Source organism: Bacillus sp. NPDC094064 (assembly GCF_050279585.1).
In the GTDB taxonomy this organism is placed as follows: domain Bacteria; phylum Bacillota; class Bacilli; order Bacillales; family Bacillaceae_G; genus Bacillus_A.
Genome location: NZ_JBNNUI010000001.1, coordinates 731,227 through 748,945 on the forward strand (window position 1 = coordinate 731,227; position 17,719 = coordinate 748,945).

Sequence of the window (17,719 nt, forward strand, 5' to 3'; positions counted from 1 at the left end):
AGCTGTCCAAAACTTTTCTTTGGACAGCTACTCCTATAATACTTTATAATGACTAGATCCTTTATACATGTTCCCTCTTACAAATCCATTTGCCATATAGAACGCATCACCTTGTTTTGTATCTGTATGTAAAATAACAATTTGAAAATACTTCTCCGCATGACTTAATAGCCGATTTAATAATAAGTTCCCTAACCCTATACGCCGATAATCCTTTGAAATGTAAAATCTCCTTAACCGGCCAATCTTATTATCTTCTGTGTATGGATCTTGATTTAAGCCCCCAATTCCAATTAACATTTCCTCTTGAAACATACCATATAAACATTCACCAGTTTTATTAAATGTATTTACTTCGCTTTCATATTCATTTACTAATTTCGTTAGGAAGTTAAAGCCTTCTTCTTTACTTTCTTGGACAAGGTGATGAATCTCATATTTGAATACATCTTCAAATTTCTTCATTTGTATTTCTTTCAACTTTGCCACCTACTCCATCTTTTGAAATTTATTTGAACGTTTGCTTATTCATTATTTAACCAATTCAATAGTTTAGGAATAGTATCTGCATAAAGATTGATGTCATTTAATGTTGTAGTCACTTGATTCGTTCCTAGTTTTTGCTCCTCTTCATCCGTACATTCAAGCCTTAACGAGCGCTTTACATTATACTCTAGCCAACCTAACCTCCCTAAAAATCCTGTTGCTAATATATTTTCCCAGTTCGCATGTAGTGCACCAAACTTCTTTTTATATCCATTTATAAAAGAATCGAATCTTTGTTTATTAAGTTTACCTTGTTCATTTTTTGACCAATAAATTGCAGTTTCTATTAAATCCTGCATCGGATTAATATAACCAGCTGATTCCCAATCGATAAGTACTGGTTTATTATAATTCCACATTACATTCTTAGGATCTAAGTCTCTATGACTAATTACCGTAGTTGTTGATAGCATTTTGGATGCTTCATTCGCAATTGCATTCCACCTTTTAAGGTTTTCATAGCTTTTTAAGAATAGCTGATACCATTCCAAATGTTCTTCTTCGCCTCTTACTAAGTAATAGTTCCAATCAATTAATTGGTCGTTTTCGAATGTATCATTGGTTATACTTAACTTTGTAAAATCAGTTTTATGTATTTCCGCAAGTATTTCACCTATCTTTTCACATTGGGTATTATTTATTTCATCGTCTTTCAATCTTTTACCTTCCACCCAATCAAATATAAGATAAAATTGGTTATTAATTTTATGTAAGGAATCTCCATTGATTTTTTTAGCGGGAAGAGCTGGTACCTTCTTCGATATGAGAGTAGCTATCTTTTCTGAATGTATATAGTTTTGCACCGCCGTCGTTCTAATCATAATTTGTGGATTTAAAAGTTTTATCGCGTACTTTCCTTTTGTCGTTTCAATTGCATACATCCGATGCAAAAGACCTCCACATATAGGTTTTGGAGAAGTTAACAATTCTCCAAGAAAAGATTGTTTACATATCCCTTCAAATTCTAATTGATAATTTATGCTATCCATTCTTTTCACCTGCTATTCTAAAATTACTTGTTCAAATCTATGAAAAAATGCTCAAAAATATTAGAGCATTCACTCGATATATTTTTAATAGTCCCCATTATTTAGTTTCGATTCCTTTAAATAAGCCTCAAATATTCGTCTACATCTTTATGAATTTGCATAAAGGCTTTATTCCAAAATTCATAATCTGTTATATCTATTTCAAAATGTTTTTTCATAAGTTCTTCTACTGGGGCCTTTCCTGTTTCTCGTAAAAACTCTTTATACTTCGAATGAAAAGTACTTTTACTTTCCTGAGCTACTTCTAATAAACTAAAACTTGCTAAATACCCGAATGTGTATGGATAATTATAAAAAGGAACATCTGCAATATAAAATTGAATGTATTTCATCCAAACGAAGGGCTGGTATTCACTTAAAGCATTTCCATACGCTTCTTCTTGTGCTATTATAGATGTTTTTTCTATTTCATCAGCACTTAAAGGACCTGCTTTACATCTCTCATAAAACTTCTTCTCAAATTGAAACGATGCTCGAATTGCCATTACATAATTAAAACAGTTTCTTATTTTCCAACTAAGCAATGACTTTTTCATATCAATACACTCTGTAGTTTCGATTAAATAGTTTATGAGTACAGTTTCAAAAAAAATAGACGCTGATTCTGCTGTACTCATTGGCAAATAATCATCTAAAAATGAACTAGACTGTTCAAAACTCATATTATAAAAATGCCAAGCGTGACCTAATTCGTGAGCAAGTACCCTTACACTATCAATACTTCCATCATAACGCATTGAAATTCGCGATTCTTTCTCACTGAAAAAAGGAGCACAAAATCCACCTGGTGGTTTATTCTCTCTCGGTTCCGCATCTATCCATCCACTCACAATCGCATTCCGTGCAAATTCTGCTAATTCTTCATCTATAATCTTTAATGCATCATATATGTTTTGTACTGCTACTGAAAAAGGAATACTATCCCCATTATTTTCCTTTACTGTCATAAGTTCATGCCATGTAATCGGAGTTTTCCCTTTCTTATACACGTTTAAAGCACTTACTAATTTATTAAGATTTTCTTCTGTCGCATTCCACATTTGTAATAATACAGTTTCAGAAATACCATTTGCATGAAGAGATTGTGTTAAAATCTCACTATCTTCTATCTCGCAACTTTTTGCATTACGTAATCTCCCTATTTGATTTAACACAGTCGCAAAGATTTCTTTTTCCTTATTCAAAGCATTTGTAAGAGAATCAAATACTTTTAATCTTTTATTAGGATCATCATTATTCATTGCAACGTAGTTTGCTTGTCCATAAAATAACGTATCTTTACCATGTATTACTTCAATCTTGTTTCGTAATTGTATATACATATTTTCCCAAGCTTTCAGTTCATTTTCTAATAGGTTAATAATTGGATTGTTAACACTTTGTTCCTTACTAGATTCTATTAATAGTTGAACTTCTTTCTTTAATTGATTTGTTTTTACACTTAGTAAAGTATCTTCAGGTTGTGTATCATCTTCAATAGATCGGCAATATAAGTAATACTCTGCTTTTTCAATTGCCTGTATAAGTTGTGAAAGGATTACTTGGTCTTTTGTTGCTTTATATTCTACTTTTAGCTGTTCTATAGAAATCATAAGGTCCTGTTCATTGGAATATAATCTGCATAAATTCCAGTTAGTCGGAGCTTGTATAAGCATTTTCATTTTAATAGCCTCCTATTTTTACAAATAGTTACAGAAAATTAACCTCTCCACAATTATATACGAACCTACAATATTTTAATATTTTTAAATATTCTTTCTTAAACGAATCCAGATTAACATTCCTTATTTTCTCCTATTTAAAAGTCTACCTTTTTTCGAATGTAAGTAGCATTAAAGCACTAAATCTACTGCTATTGGAATAAGTATTACTCCTCCAATAAAAGGGTAAACCGCTTCACAACATGTAAACGCAATAATAGAAAAAATTTCACCTAGCCTATTCTTTATTAATTTAACTCCAACCACAACAGAAGGATATCTTCACTCTTTAACGAATACAGGATTATAAATAACCTTATCAAAAGTGGTGAGATAAATAGGAAAACAATTTAATTTCTTATTAGACGATAAAATGGAAAAATGTATAATTAAACAGCTTCAGAGCGCTGGTTGTGTTTTCGCAGCAGAAGAGGCTCGTTTCCTTATCTCAGAGGCACGAACTCCTGATGACCTTAAGAAAATGGTGAAAATGCGAGTTGATGGTTTACCTCTAGAATATGTTGTTGGATATGCAGATTTCTGTGGTGTGAGGATAGAAGTGGACCGAGGTGTTTTCGTACCGCGCCAACGTACCAAATTCCTTGTTCACCAAGCTGAAGCCCTGTCATGCTCCAATGATGTCATTGTTGACTTATGTTGCGGATCAGGTGCTGTAGGTGTCGCACTGTCGGCAGCTTTAGGACGGGTTGAATTATATTCTGTTGACATTGACCCTATCGCAGTACAATGCGCTGGACGCAACGTAATGGATTTCGGTGGCCATGTTTTTGAAGGTGATTTGTATAAATCTCTTCCCCTTTCACTTAAAGGTCATGTGAACACCTTAGTTGCGAATGTACCTTACGTTCCTACTGAAGCTATCAAACTGCTTCCACAGGAGGCTCGCCTATATGAATCAAAGTTGGCGCTTGACGGCGGAGTGGATGGACTTGATATTCAGCGAAGAGTAGTAGATGAAGCGGTTCTCTGGCTAGCACCAGGAGGACATCTTTTGATAGAGACGAGTGAAATACAGGCACCTCAGACATTTGAAATTTTCACTCGTGCTGGCCTCACTACGAAAGTGGCTAGAGACGAGAAATTGGACGCTACTGTTGTTATCGGATTGAATTCTGTTTTTTAGATTAAATACGTACTTAGACTTAATCACAAACGAAATAATAATTTTCTTAGCATTATAACAATAAACAAAAAGGATTGATCAAAAGATCAATCCTTTACCCTACTTTATTTAAGAAGAACAATGTTATAACACCAGGTCCTGTATGTGCCCCGATTGCTGCTCCGATTGTATTTACAATAAATACTTCACAGCCAAATCTTTCAGTAATTAACTCTTTTAACGCTTCAGCTGTTTCTAAGTCATCACCGTGTGTTATACCAATTGTTTGACCTTTAAGGTCTTTTCCACGCTCTTCCATAATATCTACAATTCGGCCAAGTACTTTCTTTTTCCCTCTTACCTTTTCAAGTGGTACAAGTTTTCCTTCTTCCACGTTTAATATCGGCTTAATGTTTAATAAACCGCCGATAAAACCTGCTACTTTACTTAAGCGCCCGCCTCTAACAAGGTACTGTAAGTCAGCTACAGTGAAGATGTGTTCCATATGCTTCATTAGAAAAGCGACACGGTTTAAGATATCTTCTTTTGTTGCGCCTTCTTTTGCCATTTTAGCAGCCTCTAATACGACAAGCCCTTGACCTAGTGAAGCGCATTTCGTATCGATAATTTCTAAATCTAAGTTAGCGTATGTTTCTTTCACTTCTTCTTTAATAAGAACTGACGATTGATATGTACCTGATAGTTCAGATGAGAAAGCTAAATATATACAAGGATTACCTTCTTTTGCATAAGAAACAAATTTTTCTTGGAATGTTTCAAGTGAAGGCAATGACGTTCTGTAAGCCGCGCCTTCTTTCATGTTTTGCAATAATGTAACTGAATTTAATGTAACTCCATCTAAATACTCTGTTTCTGCTTCATCATATACACGGAGTGGAATTAAATCAATATCATATGCCCGCAGCAATTCTACCGGTAAATCCGCCGCACTATCCGTAATGATTTTAACACCCATTTTTAAACCTCTATTCTGTTAAAATATAAAAAAATAATAATAAATAATAGTACTTTTAAATTATATACGTAAAACATAAATGAAGAAAGGGAAAGACTTTATATTGTATGCACTATTCTTCAAAACTTGAACCACAGAGAAAAATCATTTCGATTTATCCTCTTTTCACCAGTTATTGAGCTATATATAATGAGAACATTAATACTTTTCCGAAAGGGGAGGCATATGGGTATACAACTAGCCACCATTCAAGATTTAGAATGGATTAATAATCAATATGCATCTGTAGGATTTGCACCAAGTGATTTAAAGCGGGATAAAGTTGCGATTATTACATGTAAGGGTGAGTATGCAGGTGTAGGTCGTTTAGTCCAAATTGACGGAGAGACTATGGAAATGGGTGGTATTTTCATCGCTCCTAAATTTAGAGGGTTACAATTAGCAGAAGCACTCGTTTCATTTTTAGTGCAAACAGCGCAGGAATCACATATTCAAAATGTATTCTGTCTCCCTTTCGAGGAATTAAAAAACTTTTATAAAAAATATGGTTTTACTGAAATAGATACTACACAAGAGGTTGTCCATCCAGTTATTCTAAAAAAATATAATTGGTGTTTAAAAACTTACGATAAACATGTATTACTATTTAAGTTGTGAGTTTTCTTTACTTGTAGGGGATATACCTTCTAATACACATCATGTTTTAACGAATATTTATCCGTTTTATCTATCGTATAATTGCATAATTTTTTCAATCAACCCATCAGTTGTATTTTGGATTTTTTCCCATCCCTTATTTGCTAGCTCGTTTACAAACTTGCTAGCATTATTTTTAAGTTTCACTATTACATACTCCTGAAGATATTATTAGCTAATTTATGGAGATATGATCATTTATTTAATCCGCACCCAAGCTTCCTGTTCTTGTAATAATTGTACTGTTAATTCCAATACAATATTTTGTATTAGCTGATACGCATTATCATGAAATGTACTGCGCTCTGATATAAATTCTATACATTGAAAAATATAACCTTCTACAAGTAAACTCCCTTTTTCAATTTTAGATGGATTATTTCCTTCCTTTATTATTTTAGGCAATAAGAATTCTTTTTTTGTTAAAATAATTTCCTGTGACACCTCTTTTATCCCTGTAACTTTTTCTTTAAATTCCACTTTTTCTTGCAAACTAATTTCACCTTTATATCTCCCTATTTCTATTGGTAGTTTCGCAGTTATATAATTATTTACGTCTGCCTCATCTTCCTTCTCTAATATTATACCGTGGATAGGAATCCACGAAGATGCATCTACCCAATTCTCCTCCATATTCCCTTTTACTTTTTTATTAGGAAGTTCTAAAAGCACTCTCTTTTCATAAAGATTTGAAGAAATTAAATTACAATTAACTTCTCCATGATAATGTTGCACTGTAGTTAATAACTTAGCATCCAGCTCACGCCCGCCTACATTTTGTTCATTACGAAATAGAAACGCTTCTTGAGTTTTCACATTTATATTAGGGAATTTTATAAAACTAGTCACATCCGAAATAATAGAAAATGGAGTTTTTACTACTATTGAACGCACTGAAGTCTCTATTTTTGATCCTGAATCTATACTTTTTTTCTCTACTCCAATTTCTTTACTTTCTTTCTTTGATTCAATCGCTATTTCCTCTTCCTCTAATCTAACCTCTTTATCTTCTTTTACTGATCCAGTTTCTTCTCTTTCTTTCTTTGATTCAATTGTCATTTCTTCTCTCTCTGGTTCAATTACTACGTCTTCTTTTTTTGATTCAATTTCTTCAATCCCCCCTTTTTTTCTTATTTCGCCCGAATCATCTTGACCATTCAGTATTTTCCCTTTGTAAACTTTGTTCCATATTTCCTTACCAACCCATGGCTTATTCATCACCATCCCCCCCATCTGATGAAATTCATAAGAATATGCTTTTGGTACACGAGTATTTCATCATTATATATGTTTTATAATAATAAAAAAGACATTGTCTTTTTATTAAAGACAATGCCTTTTTTATTTTTATACTTGTACTTGTTGTACTTGCAACACTTTTAAAGTAAGGTCTAGTACAATTTTTTCACGAAGAGTACCAAATGGCTCGTTTAATTCTGTTGGACAAGGGGAAAAGTCTAACTCGAAAAATTGAGCGCTTACTAATTCGCAATACGGTTGTTCATTATAAAAAACTGTATTTTCGAAGAAGTATTTGTCTAAACGTGGTAGATCACCATTTTTAGGATTAATAAAGTGAGAAGTAGTATCTGAGGAAGCAGCTACTAAAGCTAGTGATAGAAAATCAGCTTCCATTAAATCCGCAAAACCAGAAAATGGAACATTAGCAACGCGGTCATATAGCACTCCATTACACTCATCATTTGCATATTCAATATTTTTACGAATATATCCTTGTACAAATAATTTTGCTCTTGTAACTCGGCGGAAATTTGTACCTGGTACTGGAGTAAATGCTACAGGAACTAACTTGCATTGTGTTAAAAATACATTTTTTAAAATACGTTTAATTTCCACTGCTGGAGGATCTAATGAAATATCAGATTCTACAACAATTTGAATTGTTCTTTCTGCTAATACAACTGGTATTTTTACAATTGGCGCTCCTGGAGTAAGAATTGGTGTTGCAGCTGCATCACTTAATGGTGTTTGAGTTTGTCCTTCTACTTGACATGGTACATTAATTGGGCATTGTTCACTCATATTTTATAATCTCCTTTATAAAAGAATTTAGAGCTTTTTAACTCTCTTTACTGTATATGTACTTTTTCTATTAATGCGCGGGCTTGTATCATAGTCACTTTTATCATTTGCAAATATAAAGAGTGTTCTCTCTTTAATAATCAAATACACCCAGCTTAATATACCTAGTTTTTATGAATATTTACCTATTAAAAATGAAATTTCTTAACTAGAATCGCGGAAAAATACCATAATATGTTGAGTAAGTTCAATAGTTAAAAAGATAACAATATTTCCGAAGAAACTTTCAAAATTCTATTCTTAAATTTATTAAAACAGATAAAATTAATTTTGTTAATTTCTTCATTTCATAATATTCATGAACCAGCAAATTAATATTGGAAGCACCTTACCTTATTGTTAAAAAATAAAAACCGACTTTTTCAAGTCAGTTTTTATACCCAATTTGTCATTTTAAAAAAGGATTAATTAATATTAATTTAATAGGATTTATTAGCTTTTTTGTGTTGTTCAATTCGTATCAATCCCCGTTCATTTACCTATTATCCACAAAATAAGTATCATAGGCCCTGTCAAAAATATATCCTAGCTTTTCTGCTAATTTGGCAGATGTAGTATTCGCTGCATCCCAGTTTGGATATTTACCCTTTTCTAAACAATCCAATATTAACGCCGCACTTACTACAGTCGCCAAACCTTTTCTTCTATGATTTTGATCAGTCGCAACTTCAATCTCAATTCCATCATCATAAATGATATATGATGATGCACCGCATACAACTTCTCCTTTATACAAAATACAATACCCTATACCTCGGTTTATATAATCTTCAACTGATTGAAATTGACTTGTAAAATCTTCAGAGGCTTTATGTAATGTAGGGTTATTTACGATATCTTCATCTATTCTTCTTAACTCGTATCCTTTTGGAAGCACTGATATAAAAGATTGTAATTTTGAACGATTAAAAACTTCAGCATTACGTTTGAATTTATAGCGTAAAAACTTATCTATTTTTCTTCCGTAAAATGTTTCTAAACGCTTTTTCCAATCTTCACTATTTACGATTACTAACATTCTATCAGGAATGTTACGTACTAATTCTTCTGTTTCTTTCGCATTTGAATCCCCAGCATAAAATGTGAAAATCCCTATCGTAACTTGCGCTACTGTTGGATTTTCAAGATTATTTACCCAAGCGGTCCCCATATGTCCCTGTAAATAAGACAGTAAAACAACGTTATTGAAATCTTCGAACATAGTAACTAGTTTTTCTCTTGTATACATATTCGCTTCATATATCATTTACATTCCTGCTTTCATTAGAATCCATGTACCTCTACTTTTTTCATAAGCCCTTTTATTCTACAAATATGCAAACGTCTACTAAATTCCATATAATTACAAAATATTCATAAATATAAAATTATTATAACATCTAATCAAAAAAGTAAAATTCACTTTTGCAATTTCAAAATACACATCTTTATATCTAAATAAAACCAATTTATTGAAAAACTTTTTCACGTATACCAAACCCATCTAAATAACTGTAAGATTAATTTGTAAATAAACTTTTTAAGGGGGATTATAAAATGTCTGATTTCTATTCTCGTCTTTCAAAAAGTGATGCCGCTGTTCTTCTTGTGGATCATCAAACTGGTCTAATTTCTAGCCTAGTGCGTGACTATGGAGCTGATGAGTTCAAAAATAATGTTTTAGCTCTTGCAAATACCGCTAAGTTTTTTGATTTACCGGTTATTTTAACAACTAGCTTTGAAGATGGCCCAAATGGCCCACTTATGCAAGAATTAATTGAACTTTTTCCAAATGCGCCTAAAATAGCGCGTCCTGGACAAATAAACGCATGGGACAATGATGAATTTGTAAAAGCTATTGAAGCAACAGGTAAAAAACAGCTAATTATCGCAGGCGTCGTTACTGATGTTTGTGTTGCATTCCCAGCGCTATCTGCTGTAAATGCAGGATATGAAGTATTTGTGGCAACTGATGCATCTGGAACTTTTAATAAACAAGTCGCTAATGCCGCTCTTATGCGTATGGCCCATGGGGGAGTTCAACTCATGAACTGGTTTAGCGTTGCAGCTGAATTACAGCGTGACTGGCGAAATGATGTTGAAGGCTTTGGAGCTTTACTTGCTAAGCACCTTCCAAGTTATCAAAATATCATCGGAAGCTACATGGGAGCTCAAAAAGAATTTAGTAAATAACACAATTATTAATTAATCTTAAAAAAAGTTACTCACAACTATTTGCATAGTAAAAAAGGGCTACTTCAATAGCCCTTTTCTTATTTGCTTTACTAACATTCATATTAACAAAGCAATTTTTTCGTTAATACAATTCAATTCATATATATAAAAACTCTCACTATCTTGCAAGAGGATTAATCAATTATAAATACGTTATATTTCCTTCTTAGAAGTAAAGGATTCTGTGGCACCATTTGTATATATTTTAGTCAACTTAATAATTGACTTATACAAAGTATGATCATCAATTATCATTTTTTTCATCTCTTCAATCTCAACATTACCAGTCCCACTTTCTATTTTTAAACAGTTCGAAATGTTGAGATATCCCCTTGATGCGAAAAGAATAATAAACGTAACATCAGGGAAATTAATGAACAGTACTCCAAACTTCAAAGGATTCGCAGCTGTATTCGATAAAACTAATCGAAAATCTAACAGTTCAGGTACTTGCACAAAATCTTTAGAAACAACCGCTTCCCCAACTATTGTAACCTGCTTCACTGCATTGCCATTTTCATCTGTAAATTTAGTACAACTAGGCGCATCAATTGTTTTTGCTTGTAGAGATACATTCAATTCTGGATTGTGAAAGTCAAAAAAGAGTGTACTTCCCTCCGTTAAACATTGTGGACAAACATTTCCAAGTAGACTAAAATCCTCTTCAATAAATTTAACTTTCGTTTTACAACTACACACTTTTCCTATTCGAATTGCATCAATCTTTGAACAATCTACAAAGATAACATCATTGTCCTCTTGTACGAATGATACGATGCCTTTCATATTATTAAATGAGAGAAAATAAGATACAACAATTTCGTTTCCAGCTATTACGACACTTTCAACCTTTGTAAAAGGTTCTAAACTTCGTAAAAATTCACAAATTCTATTCTTGCGACATCTATAATTACGTTTCGGCTCACAATCCACTTACACTCCATCCCTTCCCTATTTGTTTTTATCTAATACATATAATATGAGCGGAATATAAGAAAAGCTTGGACAATATAACTTTAACGTAGGAATATAGTTACCTACTCATCACATTAATAATGAAATTACGTCAATAATGCGTAATAACACATAAATTTTCCTATAAATACATATAACAATTTCATCTTTCATGAAAAAAACGTTATAATAAAGTGAAACTTTCATTAGCGGGAAGATTTCCCCCACTAATGGTTAGTTGAACCAATCGAGCTCTTACAGGCAGTTATCTGCCACGCTTCTCATCATTCGCTTCTTCACCTTTGGGTGGGAGTTACTGCTCGTTAGCGCGGGATGATGTGTAGCCTCTACGATTACGTTATAAAGGAGATTAAAACAATGGCTAAAATTAAAGTATACCAAGCAAAAGAAGAAAATATGGAAGCAGTAAAAAACATCATTGATGTTGAGGAACAAAACCCAACTGCTGAAAACTTACAAAATCTATACGCATGTGTATTAGATACTGAAGATATGGCATTACCTGAATCATATATTGAAGAAGATATCTTAATTGATTCTATTGAAGTTATGGTTAACGCTTCTCAAAGCAAAGTAAGAGACTTAGGTACATACGATGTAATCGAAGTTCAAAACAAAGGTAAGAAAACACAAATTTTATTATTAGCAGACGAAGAATACGAAATTATCGAAGGCTAATTTAACGCCGTACATACGAAAAAGCTCCTTTCAACTTTGAAAGGAGCTTTTTCATTACGCTTTTGATGTTTCACTCTTTTTATTCATTTGTTGTTTCTTAATTACCATGCGCTCATTTCCCATAAAGAAAATGAATATGAATGCTAAACCAGCTGGTACTAATGCCCACATGAACGTTTGAACGATTGAACTAGAAAGAGCTTCAATAATTTTATCTAATATTTGCGGAGGAATTTGAGATCTTGCCGATTCTGATAGAATGGCTCTTGAATCTCCTAATGCATTTGTATTCATTCCTCCGCTCATCCCTTTAAAAGCTTCCTCTAATTGATCTTGGAAACCTGTTCTTTGGATCATTCCAAAGATTGTAATACCAAGTGTCATTCCTAATGAACGAATGAAATTACTCGTTGAAGTCGCAGATCCGCGCTGTTCCATACCAAAGTTATGAATAGCTGCCATACTTAGCACAGAGAAGGAGAATCCGACTCCAAAACCAATTATAATCATGTACATAGTTAATAATACACGGCTTGTTTCTGGGGTTAACGTACTTAATAAGAATAATCCAATTAGCATAATAACTGCAGAAATAATCATAATGTTTCGGTAGCTAAGCTTTGTCGTTAAAAATCCGCCTAATTGAGCTGTTACAACTGACCCTAACATCATCGGTAAAAGTAATAATCCGGAGTTTGTTGCGGTACCACCGTATACACCTTGAATAAATAGCGGTATGTATACAGTTGCTGACATAAACGCAGCACCGTAACATAAGGCAATAATTGTACTCATTCCAAATAAGCGTTGTTTAAACATTTCAAATGAAATGATTGGCTCTTCGACTTTTCGCTCAATAACAATAAATGCGATTATTAAAATAGAAAATCCACCAAATAAACTTAAAATAAAGCTAGAATCCCAATCATATTTTTGACCACCTAACTCTAAGGCGAACATTAAACAAATTACTGCACCAACTAAAGTAATTGCGCCAAACCAATCAATTTTTTGCTTTCTATGAACTCGTGACTCTTTATAAAAGAATGTAATAAAAATAAGTGCTAAAATACCAAGTGGTAAGTTAATGTAAAATACCCAGTGCCAACTAATGTAATCTGTAATATATGCGCCTAGTAGTGGCCCAAAAATACTCGATAAGCCAAATACTGCTCCGAATAACCCGCCCATTTTCCCACGCTTTTCAGGAGGGAAAATATCAAAAACGATTGTAAAAGCGATCGGTACTAATGCCCCGCCGCCAATACCTTGAATAGCACGATAAATACCTAACTGTGTAATATTTTCAGCAGTGCCACAAAGTGCCGAACCAATCATAAAGACGATTAAACCAAAAATAAAGAATCTCTTTCTACCATACATATCTGATAGTTTACCGAAAATCGGCATACCTGCCATTTCTGCAACCATATAGGCAGAAACGACCCATACAAAGTTTTCAAGGCCTCCTAAGTCACCAACTATTGTTCCCATCGCTGTTACGACAATGGTATTATCCATTGATGCCATTAAAATACCTAGCAATAAACCCGCCACAACAAAGCCGAGCTTATTATTCTTCTCAACCATATCTCGTATTCTCCCTCGCATTACTTATATTTGTTTATGTTCTTTTACGACTGCGTTACCTTTCTGATTAAAACTAGTATGATATTCTACAACACTAATTTCACATCCAGGACCAATTATAACGTTGTTTCCTCTTACTACTTCAGCAATAGTATGTTCTAAATAAATATCATCTCCTTCAATAATCGATGTTTGAAGGCTTCCAGCATGACTTATAAATGGAACGAATCGTGCTTTTTTACGAACGGTAATCTTTTTACCACCGATTTCTCTTACTTTACTTCCTTCATAACGAAGTGAAATTTCAATATTTTCAGCATTAAGTAATCCATCACTTTCAAGACCACCAGTTAGTGATAGTTCCTCTACTTCAATATCTCCCTTCACATTTAAAGCACCTTTCACATCTACGAAATCACCTGAAAGCTTTCCTTTCACTTCAATCATACCTCTAACTTTTGTTTTTTCAATATGAGCATCACCATTTATTTGTGTATTACCGTATACTTTTACATAATCCGCATTTACATTTCCTTGTACTTCACTATCTCCATACACAACATAATTTTTAACTTTCATATTACCGCGTACATCACTTGTGCCGTACGTTTTAAAGTCATTACAACTCATATCGTTAGAAATTGTTCCTTCGCCGCGAATCTTCACTTTATTATAATCTCCGCCTGCCGAACTACCAGAACCATTCACTGTAAGACTATGTTGATGTTCCATACTGATTTCTCCCTTCCTTTATACCTGCTTAATTTCTTTTACATTTGCACTTTTATCAACAGTAAGAACACCGGTATATTCTATGAGTTCAATCTCACAGTTCGGTCCTACTGTAACATTGTTTCCTCTTACCGTTTTTATGTGAGCATAATCAATATCGATATTGTCACCTTCTAATAGTTCCGCTTCTAACTGCAAACCAAATACTGTTTTAAACAGCCTACTTAATGTACCTGATCTATGTCTTACTTTAATCGTTTGACCACCAATTTCTTTCGCTCGACATGTACCGTGAATATTAATATTTATTTCATCAGCGCTTAATAATCCGCCAATTGTAAATTGTCCTTCTGAAGAGAAAGTATCCACTTCACAATTACCGTCAATTGTTGCTTGACCATTGACTTTAAATTCTTCACCAGTGACATTTCCACCTATCGTACCTTTTCCTGCAATTTTCAAACTGTTTGCCTTTACATTTTGCGTAATTGTTGCTTTTCCATCAATTCGCATCGTTTCAGCATGAACTGTGCCATCGACTTTACCAGATCCGCTAATTCGTGCACTACTACTTTTCAAATCGCCAGTAACTGCACCGTAACCGTTACATTCAAATTGCTCACATTCAACATTTCCATTCACAGTCCCTTTTCCATTTAGTTGTACTTTATAAAACCCACCACCATTCGATGTACCATAGCCGTTTATAATTAAATTTTCTGTACGCATTATTTCTCCTCCACTACAATAGTTTAGTTTTTAATGCTTCTGTATACTTCATAATTGCTTCACGTAAAACAATCTTCGTTCCCCTTTCAAAAATCAAATCTTCAACATTTGATACTAATAAGCATGTAGAAATCCCCATTTTTCGGATCATAACTAAGTCACAATTTTTATGCTTAATCGCTTCATAATTTTCTCGTAAAACTTGCAGAACCATTTTTCCTTCTTCTAAACTAACTTCTCCCGATTGCAATAGTTCTTCTAACATATACACATAAAGAATATCTACAAATTGAAAATCTTCCGTTTTGTTCGTTTGCTCTATGAAAAACTGTAAAACAGATTCTGATGTAATCCCTTTATGAATGAGATCTTCTTTCGTTAAAAGAATCTCTGTTACACTTGGTGAAAACATATTCGCTAATTCATCTAGTGATAAATCCTCTTTCATCGTTTGGATTTTATCAATACGCTCTAAAATCTTTTCTTTCGGAAAAAATGTCTCCTGACCAGTGAATGTTGATTTCCGTACAAACCAATCTTCCGGAATTAAATTTTTTCTCTTCCACCTATATAACTGTCCATATGAAATACCAGTAAGCTCTAATAAATCTTTTTTTGAAATTAAATCTGTACTCAACTGTATAACACTCCTTCCTAACAACAATGTAACATAACACTGTTACGCTGTAAATAAACTTTTACTACATTTAGCGTAACAATGTGTAAACCAAACCTGTTTTACACAGAAAAAAGGCTCTTGTACATTTCATGAAAATGCATAAGAACCTTTATTCATCAAGGTTTAAACCATATTTTATAATAATCAATCCACCCTTGTGAATTAATTATTATATTTTGTACTTTTTCGTGAGAACTTACCTCTTGTTTGTTGCGATATAACGGAACAATATGAATTCTACGTAACAATGTGTCCTCAATGTCGCGCAACAATGTGACCCGTTTCTCTAATTGATTTTCGGTAAAATACAGCTGTAATTCTTCATTAAAATTTATATTACTATGCTGATGAACGAAACTGTTTTTTGTAAGAAACATGTACAGCAGACTATCTTCTAACCGTTCACTAATCGTTGCGCTATCATGCATCATATCAGCTTTTTGTATTATATTTATGTGCAATAACTCTTCTGTTTCTAGAAAATTGACTTCAATATTTACGCCATATTTTGCACACTCTTTTTGTATCCAATGTGCATCTTCAACATGGTCCCGTCCTTTAAATGTATAGAGTTGTAGTACTTCATTACGGTAAATACTTCTCTTAATTAAACCTTTTATATCTTCTTCACTCTCTATTACACTGCCATTTGCTAATAGTAGCTCCTTTGCCACTTCTCCACGTTCTCCGCCGAGTTGTTGAACGATTGGATTGCCATGAATGATTTTATATAACGCTTTCCGGAATAACTCATCTTGCATTGGTCCCTCTTTCACTTGATTACATGTTATATATGTTACATTCGACTCAAGTCGAGACAGGTCTTTATTATGTTTCTCTCTATCTTTATACTGCGCCTTTACTAAAACATCATATGTATTGACACTTTGCTTTACATTCCATAATTCAACGCGATCTAGAAAAGGCCTTTCTCGAAAATATAAATGATGAGCTTCTAGTATAAAGAGATTTTCATTCCTTTTATATAACCTAAAAGGCCCTGTCCCAATTAAATTTCCTGCTTCATCTTCATTTACGATAGAACACTGTTCTGTACTTAGCATATGTAAAAACATACTATTTTCCATATGTAATTGAATTTCTATAATATAATCATCTACTGAACGGACACTTGCAACGTGTTGTAACATCCATGCATGTGGATTGTTTTCAGCTTTCTGAAATCGATTCAGTGAGTATACAACTTCATGTGCAGTAAGTTGTTTTCCATTATGAAAGTAGACTCCTTTTCGTAAATAAAACGTCCATACCTTTTCAACATCATTATATTCCCAGTGAAATGCAAGTCTTGGTTCTATAATGTTTGTATTACCGTCTACATACACGAGTGTGTCGAATATATGTTTTACCATATGACACTCCGAACGCATTGTAGCGTAGACAGGATCTAATGCGATATCTAGATTCATTTGTACTTGCAAACGAAGCACATCTCTTCTCCCATAAGATGTCCTTTCAACTTGATAACCAAATATCGAATCGATCCACGTTTGAAACTGTGTTTGAAGCGATGGAAAATACGAGCTATACCTTTCAATAAATGCATTTCCGCTTTTTACATCCCCTTGTCTCGTTATTTCTTTCCCTCGTTCTAAAATTAAAAATAGTGGATGTTTTTCAAATGACAATTTCGAACGATTTCCTCTTCCTCTGCCAGGAAACCACATAATCCAATGTAAGTCTTCCAATTTCTTTATGATTAGTTTACTATTTCTCTCCGTACAAAATAATGTTTCAGATATATTTTGTATTGTTATTTCTACTTGTTCCCCCTCTGATCGTCCTTTTCCATACTGAAGCCATAGGTGCATATATTGCTCCAAAACCGTCATAAAACGCCCCCTAAAAGATGAAAAATCTTCCACTTTCATTCTACACTTTTTCATTTCTTGCTTCCATCTTATCATT

Annotated in this window: 17 protein-coding genes; 4 read left to right on the forward strand and 13 right to left on the reverse strand. The window is 33.3% G+C overall.

The features are described from left to right. Window positions 1–33 precede the first annotated feature (33 nt). From ACQKNI_RS03975 to ACQKNI_RS03985, 3 genes are all read right to left on the reverse strand, one after another. Window positions 34–465, reverse strand: a complete 432-nt coding sequence (locus ACQKNI_RS03975) for a GNAT family N-acetyltransferase (protein ID WP_098252108.1) — start codon at window positions 463–465, stop codon at window positions 34–36. A gap of 59 nt (window positions 466–524) precedes the next feature. After that, entirely contained in the window at window positions 525–1,535 is a 1,011-nt protein-coding gene (locus ACQKNI_RS03980) for a phosphotransferase (protein ID WP_088229204.1), read from the reverse strand. 116 nt (window positions 1,536–1,651) lie between these two features. Next, entirely contained in the window at window positions 1,652–3,256 is a 1,605-nt protein-coding gene (locus tag ACQKNI_RS03985) for a M3 family metallopeptidase (protein WP_098357528.1), read from the reverse strand. A gap of 412 nt (window positions 3,257–3,668) precedes the next feature. Between ACQKNI_RS03985 and ACQKNI_RS03990 the strand changes: the two genes are divergently transcribed. Beyond that, a complete protein-coding gene (locus ACQKNI_RS03990) occupies window positions 3,669–4,439 on the forward strand; it encodes a putative protein N(5)-glutamine methyltransferase (protein WP_088229203.1) in 771 nt (256 codons plus the stop codon). A gap of 94 nt (window positions 4,440–4,533) precedes the next feature. On the opposite strand, the gene ACQKNI_RS03995 is transcribed toward ACQKNI_RS03990, so the two are convergent. After that, entirely contained in the window at window positions 4,534–5,394 is an 861-nt protein-coding gene (locus ACQKNI_RS03995; protein ID WP_088229202.1) for a DegV family protein, read from the reverse strand. Window positions 5,395–5,619: 225 nt separating this feature from the next. On the opposite strand from ACQKNI_RS03995, the gene ACQKNI_RS04000 reads away from it, so the two are divergent. Beyond that, the gene (locus ACQKNI_RS04000; protein WP_088229201.1) at window positions 5,620–6,051 is read left to right on the forward strand and encodes a GNAT family N-acetyltransferase; all 432 of its coding nucleotides are present in this window, start codon (window positions 5,620–5,622) and stop codon (window positions 6,049–6,051) included. 237 nt (window positions 6,052–6,288) lie between these two features. On the opposite strand, the gene ACQKNI_RS04005 is transcribed toward ACQKNI_RS04000, so the two are convergent. The 3 genes from ACQKNI_RS04005 to ACQKNI_RS04015 all read right to left on the reverse strand — a co-directional run bounded on the left by ACQKNI_RS04005 (window position 6,289) and on the right by ACQKNI_RS04015 (window position 9,439). After that, window positions 6,289–7,308 (reverse strand): BC_2427 family protein, encoded by a 1,020-nt coding sequence (locus tag ACQKNI_RS04005; RefSeq protein ID WP_098357525.1) that lies wholly within the window; start codon window positions 7,306–7,308, stop codon window positions 6,289–6,291. Window positions 7,309–7,437: 129 nt separating this feature from the next. Then, complete coding sequence (locus ACQKNI_RS04010; RefSeq protein WP_088229199.1) at window positions 7,438–8,133, reverse strand: CsxC family protein; 696 nt, start codon at window positions 8,131–8,133, stop codon at window positions 7,438–7,440. A 535-nt stretch (window positions 8,134–8,668) separates the two neighbouring features. After that, complete coding sequence (locus tag ACQKNI_RS04015) at window positions 8,669–9,439, reverse strand: GNAT family N-acetyltransferase (RefSeq protein ID WP_088229198.1); 771 nt, start codon at window positions 9,437–9,439, stop codon at window positions 8,669–8,671. 290 nt (window positions 9,440–9,729) lie between these two features. On the opposite strand from ACQKNI_RS04015, the gene ycaC reads away from it, so the two are divergent. Further along, window positions 9,730–10,365, forward strand: a complete 636-nt coding sequence (gene ycaC / locus ACQKNI_RS04020) for an isochorismate family cysteine hydrolase YcaC (protein ID WP_088229197.1) — start codon at window positions 9,730–9,732, stop codon at window positions 10,363–10,365. Between the two features lie 195 nt (window positions 10,366–10,560). On the opposite strand, the gene ACQKNI_RS04025 is transcribed toward ycaC, so the two are convergent. Next, complete coding sequence (locus ACQKNI_RS04025) at window positions 10,561–11,340, reverse strand: BC_2878 family exosporium-associated protein (protein ID WP_088229196.1); 780 nt, start codon at window positions 11,338–11,340, stop codon at window positions 10,561–10,563. 399 nt (window positions 11,341–11,739) lie between these two features. Between ACQKNI_RS04025 and ACQKNI_RS04030 the strand changes: the two genes are divergently transcribed. Continuing rightward, a complete protein-coding gene (locus ACQKNI_RS04030) occupies window positions 11,740–12,060 on the forward strand; it encodes a hypothetical protein (protein ID WP_088229195.1) in 321 nt (106 codons plus the stop codon). Between the two features lie 54 nt (window positions 12,061–12,114). On the opposite strand, the gene ACQKNI_RS04035 is transcribed toward ACQKNI_RS04030, so the two are convergent. From ACQKNI_RS04035 to ACQKNI_RS04055, 5 genes are all read right to left on the reverse strand, one after another. After that, window positions 12,115–13,650 carry an MDR family MFS transporter gene (locus ACQKNI_RS04035; RefSeq protein WP_088229194.1) on the reverse strand — a complete coding sequence of 512 codons (1,536 nt, stop codon included), beginning with the start codon at window positions 13,648–13,650 and terminating at the stop codon, window positions 12,115–12,117. Between the two features lie 24 nt (window positions 13,651–13,674). After that, a complete protein-coding gene (locus ACQKNI_RS04040; protein ID WP_098252145.1) occupies window positions 13,675–14,382 on the reverse strand; it encodes a polymer-forming cytoskeletal protein in 708 nt (235 codons plus the stop codon). An 18-nt stretch (window positions 14,383–14,400) separates the two neighbouring features. Further along, a complete protein-coding gene (locus ACQKNI_RS04045) occupies window positions 14,401–15,111 on the reverse strand; it encodes a bactofilin family protein (protein WP_088229192.1) in 711 nt (236 codons plus the stop codon). A gap of 13 nt (window positions 15,112–15,124) precedes the next feature. Next, window positions 15,125–15,748, reverse strand: a complete 624-nt coding sequence (locus ACQKNI_RS04050; RefSeq protein WP_088229191.1) for a YhbD family protein — start codon at window positions 15,746–15,748, stop codon at window positions 15,125–15,127. Between the two features lie 158 nt (window positions 15,749–15,906). Further along, complete coding sequence (locus ACQKNI_RS04055; RefSeq protein WP_427282203.1) at window positions 15,907–17,643, reverse strand: ABC transporter substrate-binding protein; 1,737 nt, start codon at window positions 17,641–17,643, stop codon at window positions 15,907–15,909. Between the last annotated feature and the right edge of the window lie 76 nt (window positions 17,644–17,719).

Coding starts and splice junctions, on each gene's coding strand:
- ACQKNI_RS04030 (WP_088229195.1), top strand. CDS start 11,740: ATGGCTAAAATTAAAGTATACCAAGCAAAAGAAGAAAATATGGAAGCA.
- ycaC (WP_088229197.1), top strand. CDS start 9,730: ATGTCTGATTTCTATTCTCGTCTTTCAAAAAGTGATGCCGCTGTTCTT.
- ACQKNI_RS03975 (WP_098252108.1), bottom strand. CDS start 465: ATGAAGAAATTTGAAGATGTATTCAAATATGAGATTCATCACCTTGTC.
- ACQKNI_RS04010 (WP_088229199.1), bottom strand. CDS start 8,133: ATGAGTGAACAATGCCCAATTAATGTACCATGTCAAGTAGAAGGACAA.
- ACQKNI_RS03980 (WP_088229204.1), bottom strand. CDS start 1,535: ATGGATAGCATAAATTATCAATTAGAATTTGAAGGGATATGTAAACAA.
- ACQKNI_RS04035 (WP_088229194.1), bottom strand. CDS start 13,650: ATGGTTGAGAAGAATAATAAGCTCGGCTTTGTTGTGGCGGGTTTATTG.
- ACQKNI_RS04055 (WP_427282203.1), bottom strand. CDS start 17,643: ATGACGGTTTTGGAGCAATATATGCACCTATGGCTTCAGTATGGAAAA.
- ACQKNI_RS04045 (WP_088229192.1), bottom strand. CDS start 15,111: ATGCGTACAGAAAATTTAATTATAAACGGCTATGGTACATCGAATGGT.
- ACQKNI_RS03990 (WP_088229203.1), top strand. CDS start 3,669: ATGGAAAAATGTATAATTAAACAGCTTCAGAGCGCTGGTTGTGTTTTC.
- ACQKNI_RS03995 (WP_088229202.1), bottom strand. CDS start 5,394: ATGGGTGTTAAAATCATTACGGATAGTGCGGCGGATTTACCGGTAGAA.
- ACQKNI_RS04015 (WP_088229198.1), bottom strand. CDS start 9,439: ATGATATATGAAGCGAATATGTATACAAGAGAAAAACTAGTTACTATG.
- ACQKNI_RS04000 (WP_088229201.1), top strand. CDS start 5,620: ATGGGTATACAACTAGCCACCATTCAAGATTTAGAATGGATTAATAAT.
- ACQKNI_RS04040 (WP_098252145.1), bottom strand. CDS start 14,382: ATGGAACATCAACATAGTCTTACAGTGAATGGTTCTGGTAGTTCGGCA.
- ACQKNI_RS03985 (WP_098357528.1), bottom strand. CDS start 3,256: ATGAAAATGCTTATACAAGCTCCGACTAACTGGAATTTATGCAGATTA.
- ACQKNI_RS04005 (WP_098357525.1), bottom strand. CDS start 7,308: ATGAATAAGCCATGGGTTGGTAAGGAAATATGGAACAAAGTTTACAAA.